Genomic DNA, 13,486 nt, shown 5'->3' on the forward strand with positions numbered 1-13,486 from the left:
AGGCTCCCAGTAGACGACTGGGTTGATAGGCCGGATGTGGAAGCCCAGTAATGGGTGGAGCTGACCGGTACTAATAGGCCGAGGGCTTGTCCTCAGTTGCTCGCGTCCACTGTGTTAGTTCTGAAGTAACGAACACGCCCCCCTATTTGGTCGGGGCGCGGCGGTTCAACTTCATAGTGTTTCGGTGGTCATAGCGTTAGGGAAACGCCCGGTTACATTCCGAACCCGGAAGCTAAGCCTTTCAGCGCCGATGGTACTGCAGGGGGGACCCTGTGGGAGAGTAGGACGCCGCCGAACAATTTTTAGCCTCAACCCCTGGACCTGGTCCGGGGGTTGAGGCATTTTTTCGATCGGCTACTTTTGGCCAAGAATTGACCGGGTCATGACATCTCACGATCGTTGTGTCACCCTTCGTGGCGCACTCCGAACCCGGGCTGATCCGTCAGGCGGCCCGGGTTCCCCCCACCCACAACGCAGTGGCAAGGAGGAGCGACATGAAGTACACCCCCACACTGAGTGGATTGGCCGCACTGGTGATCGCGGCCGGCATCGGTGCATCCACGACGGCGTATGCCGACACCACCGCGGAACTCAAGGTCGACGGCGTGATCGTCGTCTCGGGGAACACCTGTAGCTGGACGAACGCCAGCAGCAGCGCGAACCCGCCGAGCGCGCTCACGGTCGACCGGGCCACGATCAACAAGCCGGGCGGCAATCTGTCCTGCGGCGGGGGCATCACCGCCTCGCTCAACAACAACCCGGCCTTCACTTTTGACGATGTCGCCGGTACCGCGACGACCGACGCCATCGACATCACCGGGAAACAGTCGTTCGTCTCCTGTCGCTACAAGGCGACGAACATCGTCTGGAATCGTGACGGGGCGACCAGGAAGTATCTGAACACGCCGTTCACGGCCCGCAAGGTCTCGGGTTCCTTCCTCTGCCCGGGCTCCTTCAGCGCCGCGGCCGGGGAGGCCTCTGTCGTGTTCCGTTGATCCAGTGATCGGATCGGTGGCCGGTTCTGTGGAGTGTTCTCCACGCCGGCCACCGTTCGATTGCACTACAGGCGGCCGGCTGCCTTGAGGGCGAGATACGCGTCCGCCAGAGCCGGGGCGAGGTTCTCCGGGGTGGCGTCGACGACCGTGACGCCGTGGCGGCGGATCTGGTCCGCGGCGCGGTGGCGCTGGGTCTGAGCCTGAGTGGCGGCGGCCGCCTCGTACACGGCGTCGATCGTGCCGCGGTTGGCGGCCATGCGGTCGGTGTGCGGGTCGGCGACGGAGGCTACGAGCACGGTGTGGCGCTGGGTGAGCTGCGGGAGGACCGGGAGAAGGCCCTCCTCGATCGGGGCGGCGTCGAGACTGGTGAGCAGGACGAGGAGTGAGCGGCGCGGGGCTCGGGCCAGGGCGGTGGCCGCGAGACCGCGGGCGTCCGTCTCCACGAGTTCGGGCTCGACCGGAGCCAGGGCGTTGACCACGGCTGGCAGGACGTCGGCTGCGGAGCGGCCCTGTACCTGGGCGCGGAGGTGGCGGTCGTAGGCCAGGAGGTCGACCCGGTCTCCTGCGCGTGAGGCGAGGGCCGTGAGGAGAAGGGCTGCGTCCATCGCGGCGTCGAGACGGGGTACGTCTCCGACGCGGCCGGCCGACGTGCGACCGGTGTCGAGGACGATCAGGATGTGACGGTCGCGCTCGGGACGCCAGGTGCGGACGGCGACGGCGGTCTGGCGTGCGGTGGCCCGCCAGTCGATGGAGCGGGTGTCGTCGCCCGGAACGTACTCGCGGAGGCTGTCGAACTCCGTGCCCTCGCCGCGGGTGAGGACACTGGTCCGACCGTCGAGTTCGCGGAGGCGGGCCAGCCGGGAGGGCAGGTGCTTGCGGCTGGTGAACGGCGGCAGAACACGGACAGTCCACGGCACGGTGTGGTTGCCCTGGCGGGCGGCCAGGCCGAGGGGGCCGTACGAGCGGACGGTGACGCGTGCGGCGTGGCGGTCGCCTCGGCGCGTGGGACGGAGCGCTGTGGTGATGGCCCGGCGTTCGCCCGCTGGGACGGTCAACCGTGTCCGGGAAGCGGCCCGTTCGGTCCCGGGGAGCCAGCTGCTGGGCGGCCAGGCGTCACGGAGATGGGCGCGGAGGCGCCGGGGGGACGGGTTGGTCACGGTGAGCTGTACGTCGGCTCTGTCACCCAGTCGAACGGTTGTGTCACCGCTTCGGGTGAACTGGAGCTTACGCACTGGCGCGGCCATCACGTAGTCGCACAGAATTGCGAGTGAGAGGGGCGCGTTCACCGCGAGCATCCCCGTCCAACTGGGGGCGAAGATGCCCACGGGGAGCGATCCGAGGGCGGCGAGCAGCGCGGTTCGTCCGGTGAGGGCCATGGGGCGCCGTTCTCAGCGGGGGACGGGGACGTGGGCGAGGATCGAGTTGATGACGGAATCGGCGGTGACGCCCTCCATCGCGGCCTCGGGGCGCAGTTGGACGCGGTGGCGGAGTGTGGGGAGCGCCAGGGCCTTGACGTCGTCCGGGGTGACATAGTCCCGGCCGGTGAGCCAGGCCCAGGCGCGAGCGGTCGAGAGCAGGGCGGTGGCGCCTCGGGGGGAGACACCGAGGGTGAGCGAGGGGGAATCACGCGTGGCACGACAGATATCGACGACGTAGCCGGCGATCTCGGGTGAGACCGAGGTCTTGGCGACGGCATCGCGGGCGGCTTCGAGTTCTGCGGGGCCGGCGACCGGGCGGACTCCGGCGGCCTTGAGGTCGCGGGGATCGAAGCCGTTCGCGTGCCGGGTCAGGACGTCGATCTCGTCCGTACGGGACGGCAGCGGGACCGTCAGCTTGAGTAGAAAGCGGTCGAGTTGGGCCTCGGGGAGTGGATAGGTGCCCTCGTACTCGACGGGATTCTGGGTGGCAGCGACGAGGAACGGGTCGGGCAGGGGACGGGGAGTTCCGTCGACGGTGACCTGGCGTTCCTCCATCGCCTCAAGAAGGGAGGACTGGGTCTTGGGAGGCGTGCGGTTGATCTCGTCGGCGAGGAGCAGGTTGGTGAAGACCGGTCCTGGCTGGAAGGAGAACTCCGCGGTGCGGGCGTCGTAGACGAGGGAGCCCGTGACGTCGCTCGGCATCAGATCGGGGGTGAACTGGACGCGCTTGGTGTCGAGTTCGAGCGTGGCCGCGAGCGCGCGGACCAGTAGCGTCTTGGCGACGCCGGGGACGCCTTCGAGGAGGACGTGACCCCGGCAGAGCAGGGCGACGACGAGTCCGGTGACGGCGGGGTCCTGGCCGACCACCGCCTTCGCGATCTCGGTGCGCAGGGCCTCCAGGGAGGCGCGGGCGCTGTCCGAGTTCGTGGCGGTCTCGGGGGTCGGGGCGCTCATGAGGTGCGTACCTCTCGTTCGAGGGCGTCGAGTTGGTCAGCCAGGCGGATGAGAGCGGCGTCGTCGGCGGGAGCCGGGCCGAAGAGAAGGTCCCCGGGGTCTGCGGTGGTTCCGGAGAGCCGGGCCGAGAGCGCGGGGAGCATGGTCTCGGGCGCGTGGGCGTCCTGGGAGGCGACGCCGAGAAGAGGGGCGATCCGGGTGCGGGTCGCGGTGCGCAGGACGGTGGCGGCGCGGTCGCGTGCGTTGCCCTTGCGGTAGAGGCGGGCACGGCCCTCCGTGGCTTCGGAGGCGCGGACGGCCACCGGGAGGGGCTCGGTGACCAGCGGGCCCAGACGTCGGCCTCGCCAGACGGCGGCGAGGACGGCGGCGAGGGCCAGTTGGAACGTGCCCCACAGCCATCCCGAGGGGACGAGTGCGAGGAAGCCGTCGGTGGTGCTCTCGGGGGTCTCGCCCTCGGTGGCGGAAGCATCGGAGAGCGAAGGGAGGTACCAGACGAGATGAGGGCGGGAGCCGAGGAGTTGCAGAGCGAGCGAGGCGTTGCCCTGCTTGTCGAGACGCTCGTTGAAGAAGATGTCGGGGGAGCCGAGGAGGACGGTGTCGCCGCCTCCAGAGGTCGGGAGGACGACCAGGGTGGGCAGACCGTCTCCCGGGTAGCAGCCGGTCGCTCGGGTGCCCTCCGTGGTGTATCGCTCGCCGCCGATGTCCACGGGGCCGGCGCTGACGGCGGCGGGGAGGGCGCAGGCGGGTTCGCGGTTCGTCACCGAGGTGCTGGTGGCGGCGGTGACGCCGGGGGCCAGGGTGTCGAGCGAGGGGTGGCCGGCGCCGACGAGGACGGTGCGGCCGTCGGAGGCGTCCATCGCCTGGCGCAGGGCGGACTGTTGAGGGGCGGTCAGCAGGTCCGGTGTGGTGACCAGGAGGGTGCTGTCGCCGTCGCCCCCGGTGGCGGCGGTGACCTCGTCGAGGGTCGTGGCCACGTGGACGGTGACGCCCTGAGCCTTGAGGATCTCGGCGACTGCGCGGCTGCCGTTGGGGTCGGCGGAGCGGGGATCGAGGTGGCCGTGGTGGTCGGTGGAGCGCACGGCCGCGAGGATCACGCCGCCGATGACGACCAGTCCGAGGATGAGGAGGACGACGCGGGCTCGGCGCCAGATCTGGCGGGGGGCGAGCGAGGTCGAGGTGGCGCTCGTGCGCGGCCGACTCATTCGGAGGCTCCCGCGGCGGCGGTGTCGAGTGTCGGTCTGGTCCGCTCCAGGGCGGTGTCGAGTTCCTCGACGCGACGGTACGCGGGTTCGTCGGCGGTGCGGCCACCGTATGTGACGTCGTCGAAGGAGCGGGCCGCTGCGCGGAGTTCGTCCGTGTGCGAGGGCAGACTGCGTGCCGCCTCTGCGGCCGCCTCGTCGGCCGTGCGGCCGGGGCGGGGGTCGAGGAGGGTGCGCTCCTCGAGGGAGCGGACGATCGCCCGCATCCGTTCCTGGAGCGCCTGGTTCCAGCGGCCGGCGGCGGCGTGCCGGGCGGCGGTCGCCCGGTGCTCGTCGGCGGTGCGGGGGCCGTCGTCGAAGAGGGAGTCGCCTGTGGAGGAGCCGGGCTGCGGGGTGCCGAGCCGCCACCAGAGCGCACCGACCAGGGCGAGCACGACCACGACGATCGCGAGAAGTCCGGGCAGGCCGCCCGGGGTTGCCCCCGAGGCGGCGTCGAAAAGCCCGCCGACCCACTTCAGGAAGCGGTCGAGGCCGCGTTCGAGCAGGCTCGGATCGTTCTCGTGGTACATCGGCTTGGACAGTTCCCGCTCAGCCGCCTCCCGGGCGGGGACGCGGGGTACGTCCACCGGTACGTCGTCGGCGCCGCGTTGCGGCAGGCGCGCCGTGGTCATGCCCCCCGTGTGGATCACCCCGTCAGCCTCCGGTGGCGGGGTCGCCGGGGGCGGGTCCGTAGCCGGGGACACCGGCGGCGCGGGCGAGTTCGAGGTCCAGGGCCTCGCGACGGATGCGCTGGTCGATGTAGAGGAGGACGGTCACCCCGGCCGAGATCGGGTACGCGATCGCGTTGGTGATGACGCCGCCGATGCCGGTGACGATCAGGAACGTCCAGCCGAACTCGGGGGTGGAGCCGGAGACCAGGCCGCTGAAGCCCTGGCCGTCGGCGGCGATCCCGATGATCGCGAACGGGATCGCGATGATCAACGCCATGATGAAGAGCAGCAGCTGCGTGAGCAGTGTGATGCCGAAGATGCGCCACCAGGAGCCCTGGACGAGCTTCGCCGAGCGCTTCAGGGAGGAGACGATGCCCTGCCGCTCCAGCATCAGGGCCGGGGAGGCCAGGCTGAAGCGGACCATCAGCCAGACGACCGCCACCAGGCCGCCGAGCGCTCCGAGGGCGACGAGCGCGCCGCCGGCCGCATCACCGAGCAAGATGCCGGGGAGCATCGCGACGAGCATGACGGCCGCGCCGATCAGGGGCAGCAGCAGGGTCAGGCCGAGCAGCTGGAGCAGGCGGGGGCGGGCTTCCCGCCAGGCGGCACCGATGGAGACCGGCCGGCCGAGGACGGCGCGGCTGATGACCACCGTGAGCAGGGCCGCGCTCACGAGGGTGGCCATCAGGAGGATGAGGATCGCCGGGATGGAGTCGATGACGCTCGTCTGCAGGGTGTCGCCGAGCTGGTCCATGGCCTCGCTCGGGCTCGCGTCCGGGTTGATCTCGGGCGGTGTCGGGACGAGGAAGCGCTGGGCGAGGATGTCGGCGACCTGAGAGATCACCGCGACGGTGACCGTGATGGCCAGGACCGTGCGCCAGTAGGTGCGCATCGTCGACACCGCGCCGTCGAGGATCTCGCCCATGCCCAGGGGGCGCAGGGGGATCACTCCGGGCTTGGCGGCCGGCGGCTTGCCCCAGTTCCCGTAGGGCGGGCGTCCGCCCCAGTTCTGGCCCGGTCCGGGGGCGGGCGCCTGGCCCTGTCCCGGGATGGGGGCGGTCGGCGGGGACCACTGACCGGCGGGCGGCTGGTCCTTGGACCACTGGGGGGCGGAGCCGTTCGCGTCACCGGGCGTCGTGGGCCGGGGGACCCCGGAACCGTCCTGGCCGTCGGAGGGAGCAGATCCGGGCGAGGTCCAGCCCGGAGTGTCGTTCACGGTCGTCCACCTCGAGGAATGGTCGCGGGGCCGGCTCGGAGAGCAGGCGCGGTCTCAGTGGCCGACCCCCGTGCGGGGTGGCGGGCCGTGAGCCATCGTGCCACGAGGGGCCCGCCGGTGGGCCGGGGCCGGTACCACCTTCTGACCTTGGTTCTCGGAGGGCCGGGGCGCAGAAGGGGCGGATGCCCGATCAGTGCCACAAACCGTACGTGGAACCCGGGCTTCGCCGGCGGTGAGGGGATGGGGCCGGGTTCGGTCATGGGCCAGGGGTGCGTGCTCGGGGTACGGTTCAGGGCGGCCGACGGGGGCTACGGGTCCATGTCCGACATCAGCGCCCACGCACAGGGGCGGCCGGCGGTGGACGATCACGGACGTTGCCGCTGGTCAGTGAGGTATCTCACCAGCCGCCTTGAGACTGATACGGAAATGGGATGATGTCGATATGAAGGGACGCGTTCTCGTCGTCGACGACGACACCGCACTGGCCGAGATGCTTGGCATCGTGCTGCGGGGTGAAGGGTTCGAGCCGTCGTTCGTCGCGGACGGCGACAAGGCACTCGCCGCATTCCGCGAGGCCAAGCCGGACCTGGTGCTGCTGGACCTGATGCTGCCCGGCAGGGACGGCATCGAGGTGTGCCGGCTCATCAGGGCCGAGTCCGGCGTGCCCATCGTCATGCTGACCGCCAAGAGCGACACCGTCGACGTGGTGGTGGGTCTCGAGTCCGGGGCCGACGACTACATCGTCAAGCCGTTCAAGCCGAAGGAGCTCGTCGCCCGTATCCGGGCGCGGCTGCGGAGGTCGGAGGAGCCCGCGCCCGAGCAGCTCGCCATCGGCGACCTGGTCATCGACGTGGCCGGGCACTCGGTGAAGCGGGACGGGCAGTCCATCGCCCTCACGCCGCTCGAGTTCGACCTGCTTGTCGCCCTGGCCCGTAAGCCGTGGCAGGTGTTCACCCGTGAGGTCCTGCTCGAGCAGGTCTGGGGCTACCGGCACGCGGCCGACACCCGGCTGGTGAACGTGCACGTCCAGCGGCTGCGCTCGAAGGTCGAGAAGGATCCGGAGCGGCCGGAGATCGTGGTGACCGTCCGCGGTGTCGGGTACAAGGCGGGGCCGAGCTGACATGAGCGTAGGCAGTACTGCTCCGAAGCCCGGGGACCCGGGAGTCCGGTCGGGGCGGGCTGCCGGACCGGGACGGGGGGGCTCGCGATTCGGCCGTCTGCTTCACAGCCGTACGCCGGGTGGATCGGCACTCCGGCTCCTCGCCCGCTGGGTGCGGCGTCCGCTGCTCCCCGCCGTACGGCTGTGGCGGCGGAACATCCAGCTCCGCGTCGTCGCGGGCACCCTGCTGATGTCGCTGGGTGTCGTGCTGCTGCTCGGCCTGGTCGTCATCGGCCAGGTGCGTAACGGCCTCCTCGACGCCAAGGAGAGGGCCGCGCAGAGCCAGGCCGCCGGTGGGTTCTCCGCCGCCCAGGACAAGGCGGCGACCACGCCGTCCGGGCCGGGCGGGCAGGAGGGCGGGCGCGCGGGTTCCTCGCTCACCTGGCGTTCCACGCTGGTCGAGCAGCTCGCCAGTGGTGGTCAGAGCGCGTTCAACGTGGTCGCGCTCTCCATGGAGGACTCCGACGGGCCCGCGAGCCGTGGCGCGCGTGCCTCCGGTGAGGTCGACCCGGACACCAGCATCCCCGGCGACCTGCGGTACTCCGTCGCGCAGAGCACGGGCACGTTCCAGAAGTACACGCGGATCCATTACACCAACGGCAAGGAAGCCGAGTCCGCGCTGGTGATCGGCAAGCGGCTCAACGATGCCGAGGGCACCCAGTACGAGCTGTACTACCTCTTCCCGCTGGCGCAGGAGGAGGACTCCCTGACCCTGGTCAAGGGCACCCTGGCGACCGCCGGGCTCTTCGTGGTGGTTCTGCTCGGAGCCATCGCCTGGCTCGTGGTCCGCCAGGTCGTCACCCCCGTGCGGATGGCCGCCGGGGTGGCCGAGCGGCTCTCCGCAGGCCGTCTGCAGGAGCGGATGAAGGTCACCGGCGAGGACGACATCGCCCGGCTCGGTGAGGCCTTCAACAAGATGGCGCAGAACCTTCAGCTCAAGATCCAGCAGCTGGAAGAGCTGTCGCGGATGCAGCGGCGGTTCGTCTCGGACGTGTCGCACGAGCTGCGTACGCCGCTGACGACGGTCCGGATGGCGGCCGACGTCATCCACGAGGCCCGCGTGGACTTCGATCCCGTCACCGCGCGCTCCGCCGAGCTCCTCGGCGACCAGCTGGACCGTTTCGAGTCGCTGCTCGCCGACCTGCTGGAGATCAGCCGCTTCGACGCGGGGGCGGCGGCCCTGGAGGCCGAGCCGATAGACCTGCGCCAGGTGGTGCGGCGGGTGATCGGCGGTGCCGAGCCGCTCGCCGAGCGCAAGGGCGGCCGGATCGTCGTCGTCGGCGACGAGCAGCCGGTCGTGGCCGAGGCCGACGCCCGGCGGGTCGAGCGGGTGCTGCGCAACCTGGTGGTCAACGCGGTCGAGCACGGCGAGGGCCGGGACGTGATCGTCAAGCTGGCCGCGGCCGGCGGGGCCGTCGCGGTGGCCGTGCGGGACTACGGGGTGGGACTCAAGCCCGGCGAGGCGACCCGGGTGTTCAACCGGTTCTGGCGGGCGGACCCCGCACGCGCGCGCACCACCGGCGGGACGGGCCTCGGCCTGTCGATCGCGGTGGAGGACGCGCGGCTGCACGGCGGCTGGCTCCAGGCCTGGGGCGAGCCCGGTGGCGGCTCGCAGTTCCGGCTCACCCTGCCGCGCACGGCGGACGAGCCGCTGCGCGGATCCCCGATACCCCTGGAGCCGGAGGACTCGCGGCGCAACCGTGAACAGGCTCAGGTCCGGACCCCTGCCCAGGGGCGGACCGAGGGACGGCCGGGGCAGGGCGACCGGCGCCAGGTGGCACTGCCGGCGCAGCCCGCGGGGGACCGCCCCGCCCTGCCCGTACCGCCGCGGATGCCGCAGGTGCCGCGGGCCACGGCGGATCCGACGGCGTTGCCGGGCAGTGGTGCCCGGGTCGTCGCCCGGGCGACGACCGAGGCGGACAGCAGCGAGGCGAGGGCGTCGACGCACGCCGAGGGGGAGGACGGGACACGTGGGCGCTGACTTCCGAGGAGAGCGGAAGGCGGCCGTCGACAGCGGGGCGGCCGCTGCCGCGCGCTCGTCCGCCCGCCCGGTGCGGACGAGCCTGATGCTGGCGTGCGGCGGGCTGCTGGTGGCCGGCTGCGCGACGATGCCCGACAGCGGGGAGGTACAGCAGGTGAGGGCGTCCAACCCGGGCGACTCGCAGGTCCGGGTCTACGCCGTGCAGCCGCGGGAGAACGCGCAGCCCGACGAGATCGTCGACGGCTTCCTGGAGGCGATGACCAGTGACGATCCGGGTTTCGCCACGGCCAAGAAGTATCTGACGAAGCAGGCGGCACGGGCCTGGAAGCCGGAGCAGAGCATCACCGTGCTGACGACCGCGCCGGACCGTGAGCAGGCGGACCGGCTCGCCGACGCGGAGAACGAGGGCCGGTCCTATCCGATCCGGGGCCGGCAGATCGCGACCGTGGACGCCCGGCACGCCTACCAGCCGAGGAAGCCGGCCGAGTACAAGGACTTCATCCACGTCGTGCAGCAGCCCGCCGCGGACGGCAAGGGCAGGGAGTGGCGCATCGACCACCTGCCGTCCGGGCTCGTGCTCAGCGAGGCCGACTTCCAGCGCAACTACCGCTCCGTCAACACGTACTACTTCGCTTCGGGGGAGGACTGGGTCGTCGCCGACCCGGTGTACATCCGGCAGCGGCAGGACCCGGTGACCCGGATGGATCCGGTGACCCAGACCGTGAAGGCGCTCCTGGAGGGGCCGACGAACTGGCTCAAGCCGGCCGTCGATTCACGTTTCCCCTCCGGTACGGAGCTGAAGGAGGGTGTCACCACCCTCGCGACGGACGACCAGTCCACGCTGAAGGTGCCGCTCAACGCCAAGGCCGACCGGGTGGGCGGGGAGGTGTGCCGGCGGATGGCGGCTCAGCTTCTCTTCACGCTCGGTGATCTGACGTCCGTACGGGTCGAGCAGGTGGAGCTGCAGCGGGGGTCCGACGGCGGGCGGCTGTGCGTCCTCTCCAAGGCGCAGGCCGAGGAGTTCGCGCCGGTGCGCGACTCGGGCCTGGCGGAGAACCCGTTCTTCGTCGACGAGCAGGGCTCGCTGAAGACGCTGCCGGTGGGCGGCAAGGAGGACGCGGAGGCGGACGTGACGCCGGGGCCGTTCGGCAAGGGCGCGACGCCCCTGCGGTCGGTCGCGGTCGACCGGGACGAGAGCCGCGCGGCAGGGGTCGGCAAGGACGGGCGCGAGCTGCGCGTGGCGTCGATCCTCTCCGACCAGGAGCTGCGCCCGGCGCTGGTGACCAGTACCGCGGCACGGCCCGAGGACCGGCTGTCCGCGCCGAGCTGGGACGGCCGAGGGGATCTGTGGGTCGCGGACCGCAACCCCGTGAGGCCGCGGCTGTGGATGGTGCCGGACGGCGAGGGCACGCCCGTGGAGGTACGGGCTCCCTGGCTGACGGACGGTGCGCGCGTCGAGTCGCTGCGCGTCTCGGCGGACGGTGTGCGGATGGCCCTCGTCCTGAAGGAGAAGGACGGCAGCACCGCGCTGAAGATCGGGCGCGTGGAGCGCGATGCCGACGGGACGGGGGCGACCGTGTCGGTCGCGGACCTGCAGCCGGTCGCGCCGCGCATGGAGGCCGTGACGGCCGTGTCCTGGGCCGGTCCGAGCAGGCTCGTCGTGGTCGGCAAGGAGGCCGGCGGGGTCCAGCAGGTCCGCTACGTCCAGACGGACGGGGCGACCTCGGCGACCTCGGTGCTGCCGGGGCTCAACGGGGTGACGGCGGTGGCCGCGCCGAACGACGACAAGGCCCCGGTGGTGGCCGACTCCGGCAACGACGGCATCGTGCGGCTCGTGCCGGGCGCGAACTGGCAGCGGCTGGTCAAGATCGCGGGCTCCTCACCGGTCTACCCGGGGTAGCCACCCGCCCGGGTGATCCCGGGGGAAGCCGCTCCGTGCCGTCCCGGCCTCCCTTTGTCCACAGGGAGCCGGGACCGCTGTCCACAGGGGTGGCCGGGCGGGTCCGGCAGGAGGACAGTGGAGCCATGCGGGGGTGGTGGCGCGAGATCGCCGGACTGGTGCTGCCGGTCGCCTGCGGAGGCTGCGGCAGGCCCCGTACGGAGTTGTGCCCGTCCTGCCGGGCGGAGCTGACCGACCGGGGGCCGCGCCGGGTCCGTCCGCTCCCCGAGCCGGCCGGGCTGCCGAGGGTGCATGCCGCCGCGCCGTACGCCGACGCCGTGCGTTCCGTGCTGCTCGCCCACAAGGAACGGGGCGTGCTCTCCCTGGCCGGGCCCCTCGGGTCCGCGCTCGCGGGCGCCGTGGAAGCCGCTGTCGGGCACTGTGACGGCCCGGGGGCCCTCCCCCTTCTCCTCGTACCCGTGCCCTCCTCCCCTCGCTCGGTGCGGGCGCGTGGACACGATCCCACCCGGCGCATCGCGCTGGCCGCCGCAGGCCGGTTGCGCCGTCGGGGGCGGGCCGCTCGGGTGATTCCCGTGCTGCGACAGCGCCGCGGTGTCGCGGACCAGTCGGGGCTCACCGCCCACGCGCGGTTCGCCAACCTGGCCGGGGCGCTGGAGGTCGTGGGGGGCGGCGCGCGGCTCGTCGAGCGAGGCCGGGTGGTGCTGGTGGACGATCTGATGACGACAGGCGCCTCGTTGGCGGAGGCGGCAAGGGCACTCGGTGCCGTCCACCCGCCGTTCATCTCGGGCTCGGGATGGGGCGCGGGCTCGGGCGCGGGCGGAGGCGGATCGGAGAGCCGATTCGTACGGCCCGCGGCCGCGGTGGTCGCTTGTTCGCCATCGTCGTTCGATATAAACCGGAACCGACTGGCGAGTTGCATCGTTGCAGGTGATGAGAGGTGAAAACACCCGTACGGAGGTATGTGGCTGCAGCGGGTGCCGACACCCGACCGAACGAGCTATGTTCGGTTGTGAGGAGTGGCGAATGCTACGCCTCACCGAATGCACGGGTGCGCCTACAGGACAGGAGTTCAGGGCGAATTAACCTCAGATTGGTGGGGTGGGGATCTCCCCGGCTGGGGAGGAGGAGGTGAACGTCGCCAAGTCCGAGGCTCCGGCATTCACCGGAGTCTGGTGCAAAGGGAGAAGCTCAGCGGCCTAGGAGCCGATCTGAGTGATCCGGGAACGGAGTTCTGCGTGGACATCGTCGTCAAGGGCCGCAAGACCGAGGTGCCCGAGCGGTTCCGCAAGCACGTGGCCGAGAAGCTGAAGCTGGAGAAGATCCAGAAGCTCGACGGCAAGGTGATCAGCCTCGACGTCGAGGTGTCCAAGGAGCACAACCCGCGGCAGGCCGACCGGTCCGACCGTGTGGAGATCACCGTCCATTCCCGAGGCCCGGTCATCCGGGCAGAAGCGGCGGCAGGCGACCCGTACGCAGCGCTCGACCTCGCCCACGGCAAGCTCGAGGCGCGACTGCGCAAGCAGCACGACAAGAGGTACACGCGCCGAGGCAACGGCAGGCTGTCCGCGGCCGAGGTGGGCGACGTGGTGCCGGGCGTGGCCCAGCTCAACGGGAACGGCCAGCTGGTCACCGACGAGACCGGTGCAGTGCCCACCACGATGATGGGCTCGATCGAAGTGCAGGGCGAAGGCCCCCTGGTGGTCCGGGAGAAGACGCACAGGGCCGCCCCGATGACCCTCGACCAGGCGCTCTACGAGATGGAGCTCGTCGGTCACGACTTCTATCTGTTCGTCGACTCCGACACGAAGCAGCCGAGTGTCGTCTACCGGCGGCACGCGTACGACTACGGCGTCATCCATCTGGAGAGCGACCCGCTCGCCGAGGGTGGCGGCGCCGGTGGTGCCCTCGGCGGCTGACCCACAGCCGCAGGACCACACCCATATCTGTCCGTCAC

At 71.3% G+C, this 13,486-nt stretch carries 11 protein-coding genes and 2 rRNA genes; 8 read left to right on the plus strand and 5 right to left on the minus strand.

Annotated elements, in window-relative coordinates; all coding sequences use genetic code 11:
* The 3 genes from ACFUJR_RS05885 to ACFUJR_RS05895 all read left to right on the plus strand — a co-directional run.
* A 23S ribosomal RNA gene (locus tag ACFUJR_RS05885) occupies positions 1-94 on the plus strand; the annotation flags it as partial.
* A gap of 86 nt (positions 95-180) precedes the next feature.
* Positions 181-297: ribosomal RNA gene (gene rrf, locus ACFUJR_RS05890) — 5S ribosomal RNA — on the plus strand.
* Positions 298-494: 197 nt separating this feature from the next.
* Positions 495-995, plus strand: a complete 501-nt coding sequence (locus ACFUJR_RS05895) for a hypothetical protein (protein WP_383173196.1) — start codon at positions 495-497, stop codon at positions 993-995.
* 65 nt (positions 996-1,060) lie between these two features.
* On the opposite strand, the gene ACFUJR_RS05900 is transcribed toward ACFUJR_RS05895, so the two are convergent.
* Genes ACFUJR_RS05900 through ACFUJR_RS05920 form a run of 5 tightly spaced genes read right to left on the minus strand, consistent with a single transcriptional unit; the run spans position 1,061 to position 6,492 of the window.
* On the minus strand, positions 1,061-2,371 hold the full coding sequence (locus ACFUJR_RS05900; RefSeq protein WP_383173198.1) for a DUF58 domain-containing protein: 1,311 nt from the start codon (positions 2,369-2,371) through the stop codon (positions 1,061-1,063).
* 12 nt (positions 2,372-2,383) lie between these two features.
* Positions 2,384-3,367 carry an AAA family ATPase gene (locus ACFUJR_RS05905; protein WP_383173200.1) on the minus strand — a complete coding sequence of 328 codons (984 nt, stop codon included), beginning with the start codon at positions 3,365-3,367 and terminating at the stop codon, positions 2,384-2,386.
* Complete coding sequence (locus ACFUJR_RS05910) at positions 3,364-4,569, minus strand: DUF4350 domain-containing protein (RefSeq protein ID WP_383173202.1); 1,206 nt, start codon at positions 4,567-4,569, stop codon at positions 3,364-3,366. The genes ACFUJR_RS05905 and ACFUJR_RS05910 overlap by 4 nt, the downstream gene beginning before the upstream one ends.
* Positions 4,566-5,237 (minus strand): DUF4129 domain-containing protein, encoded by a 672-nt coding sequence (locus ACFUJR_RS05915; RefSeq protein WP_383173204.1) that lies wholly within the window; start codon positions 5,235-5,237, stop codon positions 4,566-4,568. Before ACFUJR_RS05915 ends, ACFUJR_RS05910 begins: the two co-directional genes overlap by 4 nt.
* Positions 5,238-5,259: 22 nt before the next feature.
* Positions 5,260-6,492, minus strand: a complete 1,233-nt coding sequence (locus ACFUJR_RS05920) for a hypothetical protein (RefSeq protein WP_383173206.1) — start codon at positions 6,490-6,492, stop codon at positions 5,260-5,262.
* Positions 6,493-6,934: 442 nt separating this feature from the next.
* On the opposite strand from ACFUJR_RS05920, the gene mtrA reads away from it, so the two are divergent.
* The 5 genes from mtrA (at position 6,935) to hpf (ending at position 13,448) form a co-directional block, all read left to right on the plus strand.
* Positions 6,935-7,612 carry a two-component system response regulator MtrA gene (mtrA, locus tag ACFUJR_RS05925; protein WP_009333493.1) on the plus strand — a complete coding sequence of 226 codons (678 nt, stop codon included), beginning with the start codon at positions 6,935-6,937 and terminating at the stop codon, positions 7,610-7,612.
* Position 7,613: 1 nt separating this feature from the next.
* Positions 7,614-9,632 (plus strand): MtrAB system histidine kinase MtrB, encoded by a 2,019-nt coding sequence (gene mtrB / locus ACFUJR_RS05930; RefSeq protein WP_383173208.1) that lies wholly within the window; start codon positions 7,614-7,616, stop codon positions 9,630-9,632.
* Positions 9,633-9,717: 85 nt separating this feature from the next.
* Positions 9,718-11,532, plus strand: a complete 1,815-nt coding sequence (locus ACFUJR_RS05935) for an LpqB family beta-propeller domain-containing protein (protein ID WP_383173230.1) — start codon at positions 9,718-9,720, stop codon at positions 11,530-11,532.
* Between the two features lie 125 nt (positions 11,533-11,657).
* A complete protein-coding gene (locus tag ACFUJR_RS05940; protein ID WP_383173210.1) occupies positions 11,658-12,473 on the plus strand; it encodes a ComF family protein in 816 nt (271 codons plus the stop codon).
* Between the two features lie 294 nt (positions 12,474-12,767).
* Positions 12,768-13,448, plus strand: coding sequence for a ribosome hibernation-promoting factor, HPF/YfiA family (gene hpf / locus ACFUJR_RS05945; RefSeq protein ID WP_383173212.1), 681 nt, complete (start codon positions 12,768-12,770; stop codon positions 13,446-13,448).
* Positions 13,449-13,486 lie beyond the last annotated feature (38 nt).

The sequence above is a fragment of the Streptomyces sp. NPDC057271 genome (assembly GCF_042668715.1).
Taxonomy (GTDB): domain Bacteria; phylum Actinomycetota; class Actinomycetes; order Streptomycetales; family Streptomycetaceae; genus Streptomyces.